Here is an 18,782-nt window from a genome sequence, read left to right as displayed (position 1 = left end):
CAATGTTTTGACCTTCTTTGACCTTAACTAAATAATATTATTTTATATTTTTTTATTCAACTCTCATATTTTACTATATTAAATCATTTAACGTGATTATCAATAATTATATGTGCTATTCTAAATTTATCTTAATTATACTAAAATAAAGGAGTTGACAATATTTCACATATTGTCAACTCCAATTATTTATCATAATAAAATTAAATTTAAAGTTTTTTCCAAATCTGTACTGCAAAATTAAAGTACTTTATTGATTCAGAAGTATTCTTCATCCTGTAGTACATATTTCCCATTTCCATATATCTTTTATATACTATTTTTTTATTGGCAAATTTAAGTAGTGCATCCATAGAAAAACTCATATAGGTTTCTGCAGATACAATGTCACCTTTTTTCTCAAATATACGTGATTTATAATAATAAGATCTTTCAATAAACACTATATTATTTAGTTCTATTGATTCATTTAATGCATTATTGCACAACGTCTCTGCAATATTTAATATATCATTTTTTATTAGTTTACACACTATATCCAATACAAATTTAGTTTTTGATTTTTTATCCTCATCAGGATATATTTGTAATGTGTTTTTTAAATTGTCCAATGCCTCATCTTTCATATTCATTTCAAACATAATTTCTGCATAATTAAGCATTGCATTAGCTTTTTCAACCGAGTTTTTTTCATACAGAGAATAGGCCATGTCTCTAAATTTTTGAAAACCATTTTTATTCTGTCTTAAATAAATTACAGAAATCAAATGATATATCTTAGCTTTCTGCAATTTTTCATTTTCACAGTCTGCAAGTTTTATGAGTTTATCTAACAATGCATAAACTTCTTCATATTTTTTAAGCATCAAAAGACATTTCATCTTGCTATATAAGGCCTCTACCAGTATAGAATTATTACATATTCTTTTTGAAATATTTATGACATTATTGTAATAATTGAGAGATTGCATGTATTCTTCAGCTTTAAATAAATATTTTCCAATATCAATATAATATATAGCTGTGTTTTTATCATTAAAGCATTTTTGAATATATCCATAATATTTTGGGACTAAAATCCATGCCGAATCTATTTGATTTTTTCCTATAAAATAATTGAATAACAAGTGCAGCAGTTCAATACAAAGATCGTTGTAATTATTTTTTTCTGAAAGCTTTAAATTGTATTCAAGTTCAGCTTCATAGTTAAATTTATTTTTATCATTCATTATTACCTTTATATTATTTTTTATCTGATCTCTTATACTTTGCTTCAAATATTCTACATCTACATCAAACTTGTCTGCTATAAATTTTAAGATTGAATCATCGGGCTTTATTTTTTCGTTTTCTATGCAGCTCATCTTTGAAATCGATATTCTGTTACTGCATAAATCTTTTAGAGTTAATCCTTTATATATTCTTATTCTTCTGATTTTCTCTCCAATTGAAAGTATTTCCATTATTTATCACCTATTTAGATTAGGGTTCATCTATTATACCCAATGTTTTGAACATATCTACTCCCTCACTTAAATATGCAGCAGCTTTTATGTTATTTCCTGTGTCCATGTAAAACTTACCTAGGAAAATAGCTATTTGAGCAATCTGTTCTGTAAGCTCCATATTCTTCGCAAAATTCAATGCCTTCAGTAATATATTCTCAGCTTGATGAAACTTTCCCTGAAGCATGTAGATTCTGTATTTTAATAAATAGTATTCCAGCATTACCTTATTGCTGCCATCGTGTATATTGGACCGTAATTCCTCAAGTGCCTCATTTGCATTTTTAATATCTTTTAATTTTATGTAATTTTCACATATATTTTTGATAGTCTCTATTACGGATTCATCTTTAAGTTTAAGTCTAATTTTCTTTGATTTGTTTAAATGTATAAAAGATTCTTCTATATTGTCAAATTCATAAAATAGTTGTCCCAAATTATTTTCTATTTTTGCAATATTTATTAAATCATTAATGGACTTATATTCTACAAGAGCTTCTTTAGAATATCTGATAGCATTATTTAAATCATTTTTTTTGTTGTATTCATCTGCTAGAAGTATAAGTGAGCTAGCATATCCACTTCGATTTTCCATTTTATTGAATTTTTCTTTAGCAAGATAGGAATAATTCATTGCACTTTCAGTCTTTTCAAGCTTAAAATATATAAATGCTATATTATAATATATTTGTCCAAGTAAAAAATCATCTTGTATTCCGCTGTCCTTACATACTTTTTCTGCTTGTCTAAAATAACTATTGGAGGAATGATATGATTTTAACTCCATCGTTATCTTTCCAAGGTCCATAAAAGTATTTACAATCTCCCTGTAGTTGTTATTTTCTATAAAAATAACGTTGGCAGACAAAAGATACTGCTGTGCTATAGGATATTGCTTTTTTGCTATAAATATTTTGCTTTTGAGATATAAATTTTTTGCTTTTCTGTATTCTAAAGTATATTCTTCTGCAAAGTATATTGCTCGATCAATATACTTCTCTCCTTCAAGCAAGTCTTTATTAATTATATAGGATTCAGCAATATTTTGAAAATAAATACAGTTTTTTTCTGCTTGAGTTTCTTCTGTTTCCATTAAATACTCAATGGATATATTCAATATGTCAGTTAAGTATTGCAATAAATCCATACTTGGATTGGACTTTCCAGATTCTATAAGACTTATTTGCCCTGGTGTTATTCTATTTCCTGCCAGATCTTTCAATGTCATATTAAGTTCTTTTCTTCTTTTCTTTATCTTTTCCCCCAAAGAAAGTATCTCCATTGTCAAATCTTCCTTTACTATTTCAATAGACTTCACATTGTTAAGCATATAAAATATTTAAATATATTTAAATATTTTAATTTAATTTAATTTAAATACATATTTAGTATTATATCATATTTTTTAGACATAGTATTAAAAAACCTTTCATTAAATTATATAAAAATAAAAGGTTCAGTAAGCATTAATTATACTGAACCTTTTATAGGGTGATATGCATTCAAATCAATATTATTTTATCCAGCCAATTACAGCATTTTTCATACGATCTGATGTCCTTCTTATCTTCTTCTTCGTTGATCTGTCTATTTCAGGCATTATCATCATACTTACTGCTGCACCAACTAAAGTTCCTGCTATAAACTTACTATGTTTCATAATTACACACTCCTTTTTAATTGATTATAATAAATTAAATTTATGTTTATATAATTATGATATGTAAATTAATGTTTTTTAAACATTGAATATACTTTATTAAACAAATTAACAATAATTTAATGTATAATATTGGATTGTTTATGGTATAATATTACATATAGATGACTTATTAAACATAATTATATTTATATATTCAAAAGAATAAATTTATTAAAATAAAAACAAAAGAGGTTGATATTATGTTCATTGTATACGTATTTTTTATCATTTTAGGTATTATACTTACTTTATCTAAATTAAGTCAACTTATAGACAAAAATTAAAAATAATAAAATTATTTTTTTACCACATTTTTTATTTGAATTTTACTTGGAAGAAGACTATTTATCAGCATTCCCACTACTACAAATAATATTCCAAATAAATCCACTGAGGTTGGCAATTTATCTTTGAATACAAATACACCTCCAATAAGAGTAAATATAACTTCACCTGACTGAGTGGATTCCACTATTGCAAGCTTGCGCACATCACTGCTAACCATATCCGTAGCTTTAAAAAATAATACAGTGGCAATTATCCCAGAACAAACAGCTACCACAAAAGATTGTAATACTTGTCCTTTACCTGGCATTCCAACAGATACCAAGCCAAATACAGATAAAATCACCCAGAATATCATACTGCAAAGTGTCATACCAAATACTCTTTGAAATGTAGTAAATTTATTTTCACAGAGCTCTATCATTTTACGATTTCCTAGAGGATAGGCAAATGCAGCTATAACTACCGGTACAATTCCTATTAATGATTTTATGCTGGAGATTTCTTTTAAATGTTGAAATTGCATTAAAGATATACCAAATAAGATTATCAGAGAAATACCCAGTACCTTTTTAGGAATTGTATTCCTTATTTTAAAAAGTCCATTTTGATTTTCTATGATTTTATAAAAAAATGGTGACAATAGTGCTCCTGCTATTATAGTTATCTGCCATGTTCCTGCAATAAGCCATGAGGAGCCATATGCAGAGGCAAAACTAAGTGGAGCATAGAATAGTCCAAAACCTACCGTACTCCATACAATCCATTGTACAGGCTTTTTTGCTATATCTCTCAAAACATCAATCATTTGACGTTTTGCAATCATAATTACTAGCAAAATTGGGAGAGTAAATATATACCTAAGTGAGGAACTCCATATCCAATTCCCACCCTGAATATCCATCTGTCTATTTAGTACAAAAGTAAATGCAAAAAAAAATGAAGCCATTATTCCCAATATAATTGATTTTCTCATTCTTATTTCCCCTATCTTCATGAACATATTATATTGTATATTATACATATGTATGTTATATCTTACAATTGATATGTTATATAATTTACTTAAGTCACAAATTATTATAAAATTATATATATTAATTATGAAAATTTTACAGGGAGAGACTAGATAGAATGAAAAATTTGAATTTAATTATAGGTACTAAATTAAAGAATATAAGAACCAAGAGGAATTTAAGTCTGGATAATGTAGCCAAATTGACAAATGTAAGCAAAGCTATGCTTGGTCAAATTGAAAGAGGTCAGTCAAACCCTACAGTATCTACACTATGGAAAATTTCCACTGGACTAAAGGTTTCATTTTCGTCCTTTATAGATGAAGAAAATGATGGACATGAAATAGTATATCAAGAAAATATAACCCCTTTGGTTGAGGATAATAATAGAATGAAGTTGTACCCTATATTTCCATTTGACAGTAAAAGGCATTTAGAAATATTTACTATAGAATTAGAACCTGGATGCAACCACGTATCTACTCCTCATAATGACGATGTTGAAGAATATGTAATAGTTACAGAAGGAAAACTTGGATTAGTTATAGGTGGTACAAGTTTTGTCCTTCAGAAGGGTAATTCTATTAGATTTACAGGAAACAAACCTCATTCATATAAAAATCCAAATAGCAAGAGAGCAGTATTTCAGAATGTAATAACATACTAACCTATTTTAACAAGTATTCAATTAACTCTGTTTTTTGTTTGCCATTTAAATTAGCTATGAGTTTTTGATTTGATATTGGATCCTCTTTATATTTTTTTATAATATTTTTAAAATAATTTTCATTTTCGTTATCTGCTTTATGAAGATCCTCATGGCCTATAACAACTATATTTTTATCTCCATTTGGAGCTAATTTTAAAATTTCATCTTTTACATACTGTGTGGACACATTTATTTTATTTGCAAGGAGCCACTTTTCCACTGTTCTATCTGATTGTATGGACAATTTTTCCTTGCATTTTTCATCAACAAGTTCATTGAATAAATCCCCCGTGTGACTATCAACTTTTACAAATATCACTTCAATACCCTTGTTCATTAGCTCATTCATTTTGTTGTAATATTCTATTGAGGATTTTTCCTTTCTCTCCCAGAAACCAGTAGCATGATGAGATATACCTTCATAATCGTGGAATATCACGACTTTTTTATTTCCTGTATCAAATGCATATTGGACCGCTTTTACAGCTCCTTGAAGTTCACCAGCTATCTGTCTTATATTTTTTTCAGACTTATCTTTACATGCTCCGCTTTCAATATATTCAACTACATTATTTCTAACAGCAACTAAACCATATGAATACATCTGAGTACCTGTGTTATAACTGCCATCTACATATATGTGCAGACAATCTTTCGGATAAGTATTCTGCCCTTTTTTGAGAAGTTTGCTTCCCTGATTCAGATATTGATTTGCACTGTTGATATCTGTAAAGCTTTTGTACTTAGCTCCTTTGACCCCCTTTACATATTTTAAACATTCAGCCCATGTGTTGACTATTTTATTTTCAATCTTTTTATTGGTCTTTGGGTCAAATCCCTCGTGAATTGCATATAGTTTCTTGGCCATTTTATACATTCTCCTTTGTAACTTATCTTTTAATACAATTTTTTATGATTTACTATTTCCATTATTTCCTGTGTAAACATTTCTATACTGCTTGTTGGTAATAAACTTTTTAGATGGTTTTTTCAACATACTCTTTATTAAATCGGATATTTTCGAAATATTTCCCATACCCACTATTTCAGTTATATATTTTATTACCTCCTGTGTCATAATAATAACATCATTTTTCCCCTGCCAATTTTCAAGTATTATTTCCTTTGGAACCTTATCTATTATATAATTTAGTGCGAAAAATGCCACTGCTACATCATCCATTTGTCCAATTATTGGGATAAAACCTGGTATAAGATCCACAGGGCTTATAATATACAAAATTGCGTTTACCAGAACAATTTTTATTTTGGGACTTACTCTCTTGTCCTTGAATAATCTCCAAAAAAGTATTACTATGTCAGGCATAAACATAACGTACTCTGCTAGTTTGGAAAACTTACCTGGGAGTTTTTTAATAATAGTTTCTCTCAATTTAACGTATTTATTTGAATTTGTTAAGGAGTTCTTTGGTGAGTTTTTGGGGTTCTTTGGGGACAGTTCACAAGTTTTATTTAAATTAGGAAATTTTTTGTCTTTTTTATATACTATGTTTTTAACTTCCACTTTTATTTGGCCAGAAGAAATATCCATTTTTATCAATTTCAAGTTGAAATGTGGTATTAATTTCACAGCAGTATTCAAATCTATACTTACAGTATCCTTGTCTACTTTTATCCCATAATAAAAAAAATCTTTGAGAATATTCTTCGAAATAATATCTTTAATAGAATTAAAAATTTTTAGTTTGTATAATTTTAAATTATATATTTTTAGATTTAAAATATTGTCTTTTATATTTCCTAGCCCTATTTTTATTTCAAAGGACATGTTTAATTTGTTTGTATAGCTACCCTCTATAGTTATAACTTCATCTATTAATATATTTTTTATTTCAACTCCATTCAAATGTATATAATCTTTTATCAAGCTTAAGACATCTTGATCTGTTAATTTAAATTTAGCAGCAGATATTTTCATTTTAATTTTCCTCCTCAATTTATAAATAAAGTATACAATAAATTAAAAATTAGCGATAGATGGGTGCTTGGGGTGCTTGGGGGACAGTTAACAACTTTTAATCTTGCAAAAGTTGTTAACTGTCCCCTTCATTTCTAAAAATTGCTTTAGCAAATTTTATGATTTTAATTAGACTAATAAATAACTATATTATATTATATTAAAAGAAGGTAGAATTAAATTAAAATTGCATATAAAAATATCTTAAGGGAACAGGTGATTAAATGGGGAAAATAAAAAATAGATTTTTAATATTGCCAATTATAGTACTTGTAATTTCACTATCTACATTGATATTTTCAAAATATACTAATCCAAAACCGACTTACAAAGCATATACTTCCTTTAAATATGAACTAAAATCGAAAAAAATATCTACAGTATACATTATAGATTCCAATAAAATTAAATTTATGCTAACAAATGGACAAGTATATGAAACAGATAATCCAGGAACAAATAATTTCAAAGAAACTTTACTTAGTAGTAATGTAAAAGTTTTAGAACAATATCCATTAAATAATACAGAAAAATTTTCCTTAATAGGTTTGTTAGTGTCTATTGTCTGTATAATTGCCACATATTTAAGATCAGCCAAAGTAAAAACTAAAAAATCATTTTCTGTAGATGCAATAGATACTAAAGCAATAGAAAATCCAGACTTTACCTTTGAAAATATGGCTGGAAATGAAGAAGCAAAAGAAAGTGTTCAAGACATAGTTGATTTTCTAATTAATCCTGAAAAATATAAATCATATGGAGCTAGAATACCTAAAGGAGTAATACTCTATGGTGAACCAGGTACGGGTAAGACCTTGATGGCAAAAGCTATTGCAGGTGAAGCGGGAGTTCCTTTTTATGCTGTATCAGGATCAGACTTTGTCCAAATATATGTAGGCGTAGGTGCCAGCCGTATAAGACAATTATTCAAAAAAGCACGAAACAACAAGAAGAAAAAGTCCATTATATTTATAGATGAAATAGATGCCATAGGTAAAAAAAGAGAAAGTGGAGCTGCTTCGTCCTCTGATGAAAGAGATCAAACTTTAAATGCTTTATTAACGGAAATCTCAGGATTTAATGAAGATGATGGCACAGTAGTTATTGCAGCTACAAATAGATTAGATACATTAGATCCTGCTCTTTTGAGGCCTGGAAGATTTGACAGGCATATCGAAATAAATCTTCCAGATATATCTGCAAGAGAAAAAATTATTAATCTGCATTTAAAAAATAAGCCTGTTGGAAATATAAATATAAAAGACTGGGCTCAGAAAACATCCTATTTTTCAGGTGCCAAGATTGAAAGTTTAATAAATGAAGCAGCTATTATTGCGTGTAAAGAGAACAATCCAACTATTGAAAACAACCATATGGACAAAGCATTTTCTATAACCTTAGCAGGATATGAGAAAAAAAACAGAAATTATATAAAAAATACAGATAAAAGCATTACAGCTTATCATGAAATGGGACATGCTATTACATCTTTAAAGATGCTCCCAAATGAAAAAGTATCCAAAGTTACTATAATACCTAGCACAAAAGGAGCCGGTGGATATACTTTGAGTATTCCAGAAGACAGATTGTATCAAAATAAAGATTATCTAACAAAAAAAATGATGGTACTCCTTGGCGGTAGAGCTGCGGAAGATATTGTATTCGGTCCTGAATTTATTACAACAGGTGCACATAATGATTTAAAGCGGTGTACAAATATAGCCTATAATATGGTGACTAGATATGGAATGGGTAAAACTCTAGGATTATTGAATATGGAAGAACTCTCACAATTAAATATTAATCAGGATAATATCATAATAGAATGTAAGAACCTGGTAGATAAGATTTATGAAAATACCAAAAAACTTATTCTTGAAAATATGGATTTTCTCCAATTAAAAACAAAAAAACTTATAGAAAAAGAAACTCTCTTTGAAGATGATTTGATTTAAAATAGCTTAGTAGGGGACAGTTAACAACTTTTTAAAAGTAAAAGTTGTTAACTGTCCCCGTTTTTCCTGTTTCTTAAAACTAAAGAAGATACTATTCCACCTAGTAGTCCCCCAACATGGCCAAAATTGTCTACATTGGCTACCGAAAATCCCAAAATCAGGTTAACGGCAATTACAGAAAAAATACTGTATATAAATTCTTTATTTATTCTGTTTTTCATCTTTAAAGCAAATATCAAAGTTGCTCCAAACAAACCAAATATGGCACCTGAAGCTCCAATGGATATACTAGGTGAAAAAATATAACTAAAAACAGAAGCAATAATACCTGAAAAAATATATATAAATATATATTTCAACTTACCATATATCTTTTCCACTAAAGGTCCAATAGCTACAAGTGCATACATGTTAAGCCCTAAATGTATAATACCTCCATGTAAAAACATACATAATATTAATCTATAATACTGTCCAGATGAAATAAGTTGATTAACTTTAGCACCCATATAAACTAATACATTTATATCACTGCTAAATATATTTTTTGATAAAATAGCTGTTATAATATAAAATATTATATTTAAGGCCACAATAAAATATGTTATTTCTGATCCTCTTATGATAAACCTACTATGTTTATCTCTACGCTTATTATGATTGTCCAGCTTATTTATACAATTACCTATTTTATATGCAATTGTATTGGCAGATTCACTATAATATAATATCCTATTTAAATTAACATCTATTAAAATTAATTCACATTGTGGATAACTAATCCAATCACCGATTTTTTGTTGGATGGATGAAGTATCATTTTCCAACAATACAATTGTGAGTGTTAAATTACTGCATCCAATTATATTATGAAGCTTAACTTTTAATATATTAGTATCTATATGCCTGTAATGATCCAAATCTGAAAAAAGAACTATATTTAAATTATTATTATGTACACCATAAACTCCCCAGTCACTAATGGATCCAGCAACACTACCAATTTCCAAAATATTAAAATTGTATAAATGGTATAATTCTTTAATTAAATTTTGTATATATTTATCCATAAAATTCTCCCTAAAAACTAATATTATATTATTCCTAAAATTACAATATTAGTATTATAAAGCAAATCTATTTCATGAAAACATGAAATATTGTCACTGTTCTCTATAACCCTTACTACCGGTCTATCTGGAAAACCTTTATTTTGTTTTATTATATATCCATCTTCATTATTAGACAAATTAACATGACATCCAAGTGGATAAATGGCAAATGTATTTTTGAAATTCAATACAAGTTGCTTATCAAAAGCACTGCCACTTCCAGAAAGTATTAGTTCATAAGATTCATTTAATTTAAACTTTTTTCTATATACTCTATCATTGCTTACCGCATCATATACATCACATATACACACTATCTTTGCAAATTTAGTTATCTGTTTGTCCTTTAATCCATATGGATAGCCTCTTCCATCAATTCTTTCATGATGCTGTTCAACTACCTTTATAATTCTATTAGAAATCGTAAGATTTTTTTTTAAAAGTTCCACACCATAAATAGGATGTTTTTTTATCTCTTCAAATTCTTCATAGGTAAGCTTAGCTTTTTTATTTAATATTTCAATTGGAACTTTTGTTTTCCCAACATCATGTAAAATTGCTCCTACTCCAACCTCTCTCAGATCACAAGAATCTACTCCTGATGTCATAGCTAAAAAACACGACATAACACAAGTATCCAAAGAATGTATAGAGGTATAATTATCATATGTTTTTATATCATATAAACTTTTATTTACATCACCCATATTAAGTATATAATCCATCATATCTTGAACTGGTGCTATAGCTTTTTCAAAACCCTTTCCATTACAATCATATAATTTGCCAACTATGGAGGACATACTTTTCATAGCACTTTGTTTAAGTTGGGTCAATTTTTCATCTTCTACATATACATCATCTAACATTTCATCTTCTATATATATATAACATACCCCAAGGTTTCTCAATTTATTTATATATATCCCACTTAGATTTACTCCCGCCTTTAATAAAATTTGTCCATCTGATGTAAGTATACTTTTTCCAAGGACCTGCCCTTCTCTAATTTTACTTATATGCTCCATTCTCATTAGTTACACCTCAATAAAGTTATAAATATTTACTTTAATGCATACTTAATTTTTTTATAATAACAAGTATATAGTATACCTATTATTATTACTAGTACACAACTTCTATTAGAAAATTAATCTTCATATTCTTGTCTTTTATCCTCTATATCATTGAAAACTTTATTAATACAAGTGTTTATCAAATTACACAGTGTATTTAATCTATTTTCCATTAAATTATGATCATTATTATAGTCAAATTTAACTATCCACGTGGGATTATATTCATCTTCAACTTCCTCAATTTCAAAATTATTTTCATTGAACTTATATTTTTCAAACATATCAAAGATAGCATAATACTGCCAATCTTCCACGTCTTTATTTGTATTAAAATAAACATTTACGCAATTGCCATCGTAATACATTTTTCTTATATATTGTGCTCCGTCTACTGCATTATAGCTTCCAAGCCGATTTTTTATCAGTCCTGTATCTCTATCTTTTTCTATTAAAACTAATGTAGAAAAATCCAATTTAACATCTCCTTGTAATGTACCCACTAAATATCGTTAATACCTTGCACTATACTATATCGTACTTTTAAGATAAATATTTAATATAAATTTATTTGCATATATTTACTTATATGCAAATAAAAGTTATTATTATATTATATACTTTTTATTACTTAGGCTACAAAATAAAATCTCAATAATTATAACACAATATGGGGGAATAAATTATGAAAAAATTTATATGCTTAATAATCTTTATTTTATTTACAGGTATAATAATATTACATCAATATAACTTAAATAAATCTAAAGATATAAATTATGCTATTGAACAGTATTTTACAACTGGAATTTTTAATGAATATAAAATGTATGACATTAGTAATAAAACTCTATATTTTTCTAACGGTGTTGATGCTTTTGTAAAAGTAAATGGACTTTCAAATGGTAAGCCTCACAGATCTATTAATTATGAGGTATTTTTAGAAAAAAACAAGAAAGGAATATGGAAAGTGTCCAAGGTTTACCCTTATTAAAGTAAAATTTACTATATTTTAATATGTTCTTTCAATAATTTATTTCTGCAATCTTCACATATTCCGTCTAATTTAAAATCCAATTTTTCATCCGATTCGGAAAGCATAAATCCTGTTTTACTTTTTATTATCTCTTCTATTTCCTGCATTGGACAATCTATTTCAACCTTTTTGTGACACAATTTACATTGTATTATATGTTTATGCTTTTTCCTTATTATGGCATAAGCAGATTTATTTAATCCTAAATCAAATTTTTTTATTATCTTTTTATCTTCAAAAAGATCCAAAGATCTATAAATTGTAGATATATCTACATTAACATTTTTCGACTTACATTTATTAAAAATATCCTCAGCAGTTATAGCATTATCACTTTTAAAAAATATTTCTAGTATGTTTACCCTAGGTTTTGTAACTTTCATATTATATTTTCTTAAACATTCTTCAATATCATTCACAAAATCACCTCAAATCTTAAAAATATTTAATGGACAAGATTATTTACATATTTATTATCTTTTACTACTATAAATATAAATATGATTCATTACACGCATAATATCTTTAATATATATTACATATATTATATACTTTTTTAAGTTTAATGTGGTAATAATGTGGGGACAGTTAACAATTTTTTATAAATTAAAACGAAAAAATTGTTAACTGTCCCTTTAACTCGTTTAAAAATTATTTATATTGTCAATAATCATAATATATTTATCAAATAAGTCTATTTTGGAAAGGAATTTTTGTTGATGTCAAGAACTTCCCGTCAAAAAAATGGAATAAACCTTCATCATATTATGAGTAGAGGTATAAGTGAACTCACACTTTTTAAAGATTCTAATGACAAAGAAAGATTTTTAAACTTATTAAGAAAGTACAAAAAAGCCTATATGGTAAAAATTTATTCATATATAATAATGGATACACATTATCATCTTCAAATTAATGATAATGGTGCAGATATATCAAAATTCATGAAATCTATCAACCAGAGTTATGCTCAATATTATAATAAAAAATATAACAGGCATGGTCATGTATTTGCAGATCGTTTTAAAAGTAAACCAATACAAAGTGACAGATATGCGGTAGTTGTATCATTATATATACACAATAATCCAAAAGACATTTCAAAGTATAAAAATTGTATTAATAAATATAAATATTCAAGTATCCATGCATATTTAAATAAAAAAAATTCTAAAAATGATCTTGTAGATACAGATTTTATTCTAAATCATTTCAGTTTGAATAGATATGAAGCTATAAAAAATTACCTTGATTTAATTTTAAACTCAGTAAATAAGGCTATTGAAAATAAAATTGAACTTATAAAAAAAGAAAATACTTATATACAAGATAATCATATATTAGTTAGACATTTTAAGCCAGAAAAAATCATAGATTTTATAAAACATTTTACTAAAAAACCTTTCTGTATAAATGGAAAATACAATCATAAAAATATGGAATTAAAATCTCTATGTGTATTTTTACTCAGATGCCTATGCAATTTCAAACTTAATAAGATATCCAATATAATTGGAAATATTTCTAATTCAAATACTCTACGGCTTTATGAAAATGGATTATTTCTGGCTAGTAGCAAAAAATATAAAAATATTATCAATAGCTTTATAGCTTACAGCAAATCATCTCAATTACAAATTACTAATACTTAAAGTTTTAAATATTGATTATATATCCATTATTATGGAGCCAAATTTTTTTCAGTTTATAATTTGAAATTATAGAACTAACTAAATCCCAATATTCCTTAGAATGATTCATATAAACTAGATGACATAACTCATGTACAACTATATAATCTATTATATCTAATGGCATCATAATTAATCTGTAATTAAAACTCAAGTTACTATTTGAAGAACAACTTCCCCATATGCTTTTCTGATTTCTTATAGTTATTTTGTTAGGATTAACTTTTATTATATTTTTATAGATATCTATTCTTTCTTTAAGTATAATATACAACTTAGTGCTTAATTCACTTAATATAACTTTTTTGATGTTTTCTGAATTAGATAGTATATAATTATTTCCGCAAATAATTGCATTATCATTATTAAATTTTACATATGTTTTATTTGTATTTATGTAAAATTTCTGTACTGGCAATATTTTTCCTAAAAATAATACCTTTTTCATATTATCAATCTGTAATTCATTTAATTTTATATTTCTATTATTAACTAAATTCAATCTCTTAACTATCCACTGAATTTTATCATTTATAACTTCTTCTATAGCAGATTTAGCAACATTTAGCGGACAAGTTACACATATATCTCCATTATTATTTACTCTAATATTTATATTCTTTATGTTTTTTCTGATTATATGATAAGTGATAAACTTGCTCTCATATTTTATTTTCATATTTCCTCCTAACGTTTTCTAACGTTTTGGGGACAGTTAACAACTTTCAAAATTAAAAGTTGTTAACTGTCCCCAACCATCCAGCCAATTATTGTGCTAAAGGTTTTTTGAAAACTCCAAGTAATCCAGCTGTAATAAATGATCCTATTACTATAGCAAGTATATACAATAGCGGATTTCCATTTATTACTGGTATTACGAAGATTCCACCATGTGGTGCAGGCAATCCTATATTAAATATCATTGAAAGTCCTCCTGCAACTGCAGCTCCTACTACTGAAGCAGGAATTACTCTTCCAGGGTCAGATGCTGCAAATGGTATGGCACCTTCTGTAATAAACGTAGCGCCCATTATATAACATGTTTTACCTGTTTCTCTTTCTTCCTTAGTGAATCTATTTTTAAACATTGAAGTAGCAATGGCAATTCCAAGTGGTGGCACCATTCCTCCAGCCATTATTGCAGCATGAGGAGTAAATTTTCCATTGGCTATCATAGCTATTCCAAAAGCAAATGCTGCCTTATTTATAGGACCTCCCATATCTATTGCCATCATTCCTCCAAGTATAAGCCCTAAAATAAGCCTATTTGTGCTTCCCATAGATCCAAGCCAATGTACTAATCCTAAATTTATTGCCTTTACAGGATTTACTATAAACAGTAGCATTATTACGCCGGTAATCAATATTCCAAACAGTGGATACAAAAGTACAGGCTTTATTCCTTCAAGCGACTGTGGAAGCTTTGAAAATACCTTTTTCAAAAGCAATACAACATAACCAGCTATAAATCCAGCAATAAGACCACCTAAGAATCCAGCATCACTTTTAGCCGCTATAAAACCGCCTACCATAGCAGGAGCAAAACCAGGCCTATCTGCTATACTCATTCCAATAAATCCTGCAAGTACTGGAACCATTAATGAGAATGCATAAGTTCCACCTACGTCATGAAGTAATTTCGATATAACATTAAAAGATGGATCATTAGGTTCATAACTTTTTATTCCAAACATAAAAGATATAGCTATTAAAATACCACCGCCAACAACAAAAGGAAGCATATTTGAAACACCACTCATAAGATGTTTGTAAAATCCAACTCTTTGCTTTCCACTAGAATTAGAAACTTTTCCCTCTTGATCTGAATGGTACACTGGTGCATCACCATTTACAGCCTTGTTTATCAATCCTTCTGGATCTTTAATAGCCTCGGATACAGAAACTTGCACTAGTTTTTTTCCATCAAACCTAGCCATTTCAACCTGTTTGTCAGCAGCTACAATTATACCATCTGCTTTTTCTATTTCTTCATCTGTCAATTTATTCTTAACACCAGTAGAACCATTTGTTTCAACTTTTATGTTGACTCCGATTTCTTTACCTTTATTGTTAAGTGCATCTGCAGCCATATAAGTATGAGCTATTCCTGTTGGGCAGGCTGTAACTGCCAATACAAACTTTTCTGAGCTGTCAATTTCATCTGTTTTTTTATCTCCACCTTGAGCCTTTATATAAGCCTTTTCCTGTTCATCTATCATTCCCAAAACTTCGTACTCAGATTGAGCATTTAAAAGATTGTTTTTGAATTCTTGATTCATAAGCATACTTGATAATCTTGCAAGAGTATCTAAATGTTCGTTATTTGCACCCTCTGGTGCTGCTATCATGAAAAACAATTGAGCTTTAGTCCCATCTAGTGACTCATAATCAAGTCCATCTTTTTTTAATCCAAATGCCAATGCGGGAATCTTGACTGCATCTGTCTTTGCATGTGGTATTGCTATACCTTCTCCAATTCCAGTTGAAAATTCAGCTTCTCTTTTTAATATTTCCTTTTTATATCCCTCTTTATCATTGAGCTTACCTGCAGAATTTAGTATGTCTACAAGTTCTTCTATTACATCGGATTTAGTATTTGACTCTAAATTCAATTTTATAGTATTTTTTTGTAAGAGTTCAGTAATCTTCATAATATTTCCCTCCCATTGTCTTAAAATATATATAAGGCAAATTATTAAAGACATTTAACTGGTAAAATTTATAATATATTATTGGATTTATAATTTCTAAAAAATAACTATTTCCAATTAAAGGTTTTCAAATTTGCCATAGGCATATATAATATATACCTAGAAATCTAATTAATAATAAAATTTGTTCTACAATTTGGTTACATATATTTCAGCTAGCAATTGCTCTACAAAATCCTTTTTACACAAATCTATTGAAAATGCAGTGGCACTCCCTGAAGCTGCACCATATTTAAATGCATCAACTATACTGTGACTTCTTGTATATTCAGCTAAAAAACCAGCTACAACAGAATCTCCTGCACCTACAGAATTTTGAACTGTACCTTTAGGTGCCGATGCCTTATATACTCCTTCGTCACATACAAGCATTGCTCCATCTTTTCCCATGGAAATTATTACATTTTGCGCTCCCATCTTTCTCAATTCATTTGCATATTTAATTACTTCATCTGAACTTTTAAGTTCTCTTTCAAATATTTCTCCAAGCTCATGTATATTGGGTTTTATTAAAAATGGTTTATATTTTAATGTAGCAGTAAGAGCTGAACCTGTAGTATCTACTGCCACTTTTCCATTTTTACATCTCTGCTGAATTCTAGAGTATATATCCCTAGGTACTGATTTTTGCACATTACCCGCAAGTACTATAAAATCTTCACTTTTTAGGTTTTCTACTTTTTTAAATAATTTTTCTAAATTTTCCTTGTCTATATCAGGACCTGCACCATTTATTTCAGTTTCTTGTTTTGATCTAATTTTTACATTTATTCTGGTGTCTTCCTTAACTTCTATAAAATCTGTAAAAATTCCTAAATTCACCAAGGAATCTTTGATAAACTTTCCGGTAAATCCACCTATAAATCCAAGTGCCTTACTTGAGACTCCAAGATTGTTCAATACTCGAGATACATTTATTCCCTTTCCTCCTGCAAATTTTTTTTCATTGTCAACTCTATTAATGTCTCCTAGAATCAAATTTTCAGTCTGTATTACATAATCTATTGAAGGATTAAAAGTTACTGTATATATCATGAATCCATCACAACCTTTATATTAGTTTTTTCTGAATATCTTTCATAATTTTCTATTTGTCCATAGGTAATTATATCTGACATTTCCAAATCAGCTACTTTTACAAAACTAACCTCTCCAAATTTACTTTCATCTGCAAGAATATAGCTTTGTCTTGAGTGTTCAATAGCATTTTTTTTCAGTATTGCTTCTTCAGAATCAGGGGTTGTAAATCCATATTCAGGGTGAATTCCATTTATTCCTAAAAAACATTTGTCAAATCTAAATTTAACCATGCACTTCAGCGCATCTATGCCTATAACGGCTTTTGTATTATTTTTAACTTTACCTCCTAATATATAACCATTTATATTATTTTCAATAATGGCATTTATATGCTTTAATCCATTAGTTACTATTATTATTTTTTTGTTGCTTATATATTGGATTATTTCAAATGTAGAAGTTCCTGAATCTAAATATATACAATCTCCATCTTCTATGCAAGATGATGCAAATTGTGCTATTTTTTTCTTTTCTTGTACATTCTGTATCTCTTTTTCGCTATAGCTTGGCTCTATAAGTCTTCCCTTTGGAATAGCAGCTCCACCATGAATTCTTTTTACTGCATTTATGCTTTCCAGGTAATTAAGGTCACGTCTTATAGTAGACTCAGATGTATTTAAAATATTTACAAGGTAATTTATCTTTATAATTCCCTTTTGTTTTAGCTCATCTAATATTATTCTATAGCGCTGTTCTGTAAGCAAGATTTTTCATCCTCTTCCAAATTGAATTTATTAATGTTAACTCCTTATGCAAACATTATAATATAAATTTTTTTACTAATCAATCATTTTGCTCTAAAATCATTCGTTTTTTTTCATAATTCTTTCAAAAGTAATCAGTAGTATTAATTACCTAAGTTTCGTACAAACGAAATATTGATAATTTCCATAAAATAGTTTTCAAAAAATAAATAGTGGATAATA

At 27.8% G+C, this 18,782-nt stretch carries 18 protein-coding genes; 4 read left to right on the top strand and 14 right to left on the bottom strand.

Annotated features, from left to right (window positions below):
• Positions 1–209 precede the first annotated feature (209 nt).
• From KM800_RS13310 to KM800_RS13295, 4 genes are all read right to left on the bottom strand, one after another.
• Positions 210–1,463, bottom strand: a complete 1,254-nt coding sequence (locus KM800_RS13310; protein ID WP_217813526.1) for a helix-turn-helix domain-containing protein — start codon at positions 1,461–1,463, stop codon at positions 210–212.
• A gap of 19 nt (positions 1,464–1,482) precedes the next feature.
• Positions 1,483–2,787 carry a helix-turn-helix domain-containing protein gene (locus KM800_RS13305; RefSeq protein WP_217813525.1) on the bottom strand — a complete coding sequence of 435 codons (1,305 nt, stop codon included), beginning with the start codon at positions 2,785–2,787 and terminating at the stop codon, positions 1,483–1,485.
• Between the two features lie 231 nt (positions 2,788–3,018).
• The gene (locus KM800_RS13300) at positions 3,019–3,165 is read right to left on the bottom strand and encodes a YtxH domain-containing protein (RefSeq protein WP_217813524.1); all 147 of its coding nucleotides are present in this window, start codon (positions 3,163–3,165) and stop codon (positions 3,019–3,021) included.
• Positions 3,166–3,502: 337 nt separating this feature from the next.
• A complete protein-coding gene (locus KM800_RS13295) occupies positions 3,503–4,468 on the bottom strand; it encodes a multidrug resistance efflux transporter family protein (protein ID WP_217813523.1) in 966 nt (321 codons plus the stop codon).
• Between the two features lie 158 nt (positions 4,469–4,626).
• Here KM800_RS13295 and KM800_RS13290 point away from each other — a divergent pair, with 158 nt between their 5' ends.
• On the top strand, positions 4,627–5,175 hold the full coding sequence (locus tag KM800_RS13290) for a helix-turn-helix domain-containing protein (protein ID WP_217813522.1): 549 nt from the start codon (positions 4,627–4,629) through the stop codon (positions 5,173–5,175).
• 1 nt (position 5,176) lies between these two features.
• Here the strand turns inward: KM800_RS13290 and KM800_RS13285 are convergent, their stop codons facing one another.
• Positions 5,177–6,085, bottom strand: a complete 909-nt coding sequence (locus tag KM800_RS13285) for a viroplasmin family protein (protein WP_217813521.1) — start codon at positions 6,083–6,085, stop codon at positions 5,177–5,179.
• Between the two features lie 42 nt (positions 6,086–6,127).
• Positions 6,128–7,156 (bottom strand): YkvA family protein, encoded by a 1,029-nt coding sequence (locus KM800_RS13280; RefSeq protein ID WP_217813520.1) that lies wholly within the window; start codon positions 7,154–7,156, stop codon positions 6,128–6,130.
• 263 nt (positions 7,157–7,419) lie between these two features.
• On the opposite strand from KM800_RS13280, the gene KM800_RS13275 reads away from it, so the two are divergent.
• A complete protein-coding gene (locus KM800_RS13275) occupies positions 7,420–9,150 on the top strand; it encodes an ATP-dependent metallopeptidase FtsH/Yme1/Tma family protein (RefSeq protein ID WP_217813519.1) in 1,731 nt (576 codons plus the stop codon).
• A 47-nt stretch (positions 9,151–9,197) separates the two neighbouring features.
• Here KM800_RS13275 and KM800_RS13270 read toward each other — a convergent pair whose 3' ends face one another.
• The 3 genes from KM800_RS13270 to KM800_RS13260 all read right to left on the bottom strand — a co-directional run bounded on the left by KM800_RS13270 (position 9,198) and on the right by KM800_RS13260 (position 11,814).
• Positions 9,198–10,220 carry a rhomboid family intramembrane serine protease gene (locus tag KM800_RS13270; protein WP_217813518.1) on the bottom strand — a complete coding sequence of 341 codons (1,023 nt, stop codon included), beginning with the start codon at positions 10,218–10,220 and terminating at the stop codon, positions 9,198–9,200.
• Between the two features lie 23 nt (positions 10,221–10,243).
• Positions 10,244–11,296, bottom strand: a complete 1,053-nt coding sequence (locus tag KM800_RS13265) for an HD-GYP domain-containing protein (RefSeq protein WP_217813517.1) — start codon at positions 11,294–11,296, stop codon at positions 10,244–10,246.
• 116 nt (positions 11,297–11,412) lie between these two features.
• Positions 11,413–11,814: a DUF6762 family protein gene (locus KM800_RS13260; RefSeq protein WP_217813516.1), complete on the bottom strand. Its 402-nt coding sequence runs from the start codon at positions 11,812–11,814 to the stop codon at positions 11,413–11,415.
• Between the two features lie 209 nt (positions 11,815–12,023).
• Between KM800_RS13260 and KM800_RS13255 the strand changes: the two genes are divergently transcribed.
• A complete protein-coding gene (locus KM800_RS13255; RefSeq protein ID WP_217813515.1) occupies positions 12,024–12,332 on the top strand; it encodes a hypothetical protein in 309 nt (102 codons plus the stop codon).
• An 11-nt stretch (positions 12,333–12,343) separates the two neighbouring features.
• On the opposite strand, the gene KM800_RS13250 is transcribed toward KM800_RS13255, so the two are convergent.
• Positions 12,344–12,793, bottom strand: coding sequence for a Fur family transcriptional regulator (locus KM800_RS13250; protein WP_330655641.1), 450 nt, complete (start codon positions 12,791–12,793; stop codon positions 12,344–12,346).
• A 300-nt stretch (positions 12,794–13,093) separates the two neighbouring features.
• Between KM800_RS13250 and KM800_RS13245 the strand changes: the two genes are divergently transcribed.
• Positions 13,094–14,026 (top strand): transposase, encoded by a 933-nt coding sequence (locus tag KM800_RS13245; protein WP_217813514.1) that lies wholly within the window; start codon positions 13,094–13,096, stop codon positions 14,024–14,026.
• 4 nt (positions 14,027–14,030) lie between these two features.
• Here the strand turns inward: KM800_RS13245 and KM800_RS13240 are convergent, their stop codons facing one another.
• The 4 genes from KM800_RS13240 to KM800_RS13225 form a co-directional block, all read right to left on the bottom strand.
• Positions 14,031–14,744: a M48 family metallopeptidase gene (locus tag KM800_RS13240; protein ID WP_217813513.1), complete on the bottom strand. Its 714-nt coding sequence runs from the start codon at positions 14,742–14,744 to the stop codon at positions 14,031–14,033.
• A gap of 88 nt (positions 14,745–14,832) precedes the next feature.
• Entirely contained in the window at positions 14,833–16,716 is a 1,884-nt protein-coding gene (locus KM800_RS13235; RefSeq protein WP_217813512.1) for a PTS fructose transporter subunit IIABC, read from the bottom strand.
• A gap of 189 nt (positions 16,717–16,905) precedes the next feature.
• Entirely contained in the window at positions 16,906–17,811 is a 906-nt protein-coding gene (pfkB, locus tag KM800_RS13230) for a 1-phosphofructokinase (RefSeq protein WP_217813511.1), read from the bottom strand.
• Positions 17,808–18,560 (bottom strand): DeoR/GlpR family DNA-binding transcription regulator, encoded by a 753-nt coding sequence (locus KM800_RS13225; protein ID WP_217813510.1) that lies wholly within the window; start codon positions 18,558–18,560, stop codon positions 17,808–17,810. Before KM800_RS13225 ends, pfkB begins: the two co-directional genes overlap by 4 nt.
• Positions 18,561–18,782 lie beyond the last annotated feature (222 nt).

This window comes from Clostridium tyrobutyricum (assembly GCF_019144085.1).
Classification (GTDB): domain Bacteria; phylum Bacillota; class Clostridia; order Clostridiales; family Clostridiaceae; genus Clostridium_B; species Clostridium_B tyrobutyricum_A.
This window is presented reverse-complemented; position numbering and strand designations above follow the sequence as displayed.

Bases quoted from the DNA above. Each gene is read 5' to 3' on its own strand.
- KM800_RS13270 (WP_217813518.1), bottom strand. From the start codon at position 10,220: ATGGATAAATATATACAAAATTTAATTAAAGAATTATACCATTTATAC.
- KM800_RS13305 (WP_217813525.1), bottom strand. From the start codon at position 2,787: ATGGAGATACTTTCTTTGGGGGAAAAGATAAAGAAAAGAAGAAAAGAA.
- KM800_RS13295 (WP_217813523.1), bottom strand. From the start codon at position 4,468: ATGAGAAAATCAATTATATTGGGAATAATGGCTTCATTTTTTTTTGCA.
- KM800_RS13310 (WP_217813526.1), bottom strand. From the start codon at position 1,463: ATGGAAATACTTTCAATTGGAGAGAAAATCAGAAGAATAAGAATATAT.
- pfkB (WP_217813511.1), bottom strand. From the start codon at position 17,811: ATGATATATACAGTAACTTTTAATCCTTCAATAGATTATGTAATACAG.
- KM800_RS13285 (WP_217813521.1), bottom strand. From the start codon at position 6,085: ATGGCCAAGAAACTATATGCAATTCACGAGGGATTTGACCCAAAGACC.
- KM800_RS13290 (WP_217813522.1), top strand. From the start codon at position 4,627: ATGAAAAATTTGAATTTAATTATAGGTACTAAATTAAAGAATATAAGA.
- KM800_RS13240 (WP_217813513.1), bottom strand. From the start codon at position 14,744: ATGAAAATAAAATATGAGAGCAAGTTTATCACTTATCATATAATCAGA.
- KM800_RS13300 (WP_217813524.1), bottom strand. From the start codon at position 3,165: ATGAAACATAGTAAGTTTATAGCAGGAACTTTAGTTGGTGCAGCAGTA.
- KM800_RS13275 (WP_217813519.1), top strand. From the start codon at position 7,420: ATGGGGAAAATAAAAAATAGATTTTTAATATTGCCAATTATAGTACTT.
- KM800_RS13255 (WP_217813515.1), top strand. From the start codon at position 12,024: ATGAAAAAATTTATATGCTTAATAATCTTTATTTTATTTACAGGTATA.
- KM800_RS13235 (WP_217813512.1), bottom strand. From the start codon at position 16,716: ATGAAGATTACTGAACTCTTACAAAAAAATACTATAAAATTGAATTTA.
- KM800_RS13280 (WP_217813520.1), bottom strand. From the start codon at position 7,156: ATGAAAATATCTGCTGCTAAATTTAAATTAACAGATCAAGATGTCTTA.
- KM800_RS13265 (WP_217813517.1), bottom strand. From the start codon at position 11,296: ATGAGAATGGAGCATATAAGTAAAATTAGAGAAGGGCAGGTCCTTGGA.
- KM800_RS13245 (WP_217813514.1), top strand. From the start codon at position 13,094: ATGTCAAGAACTTCCCGTCAAAAAAATGGAATAAACCTTCATCATATT.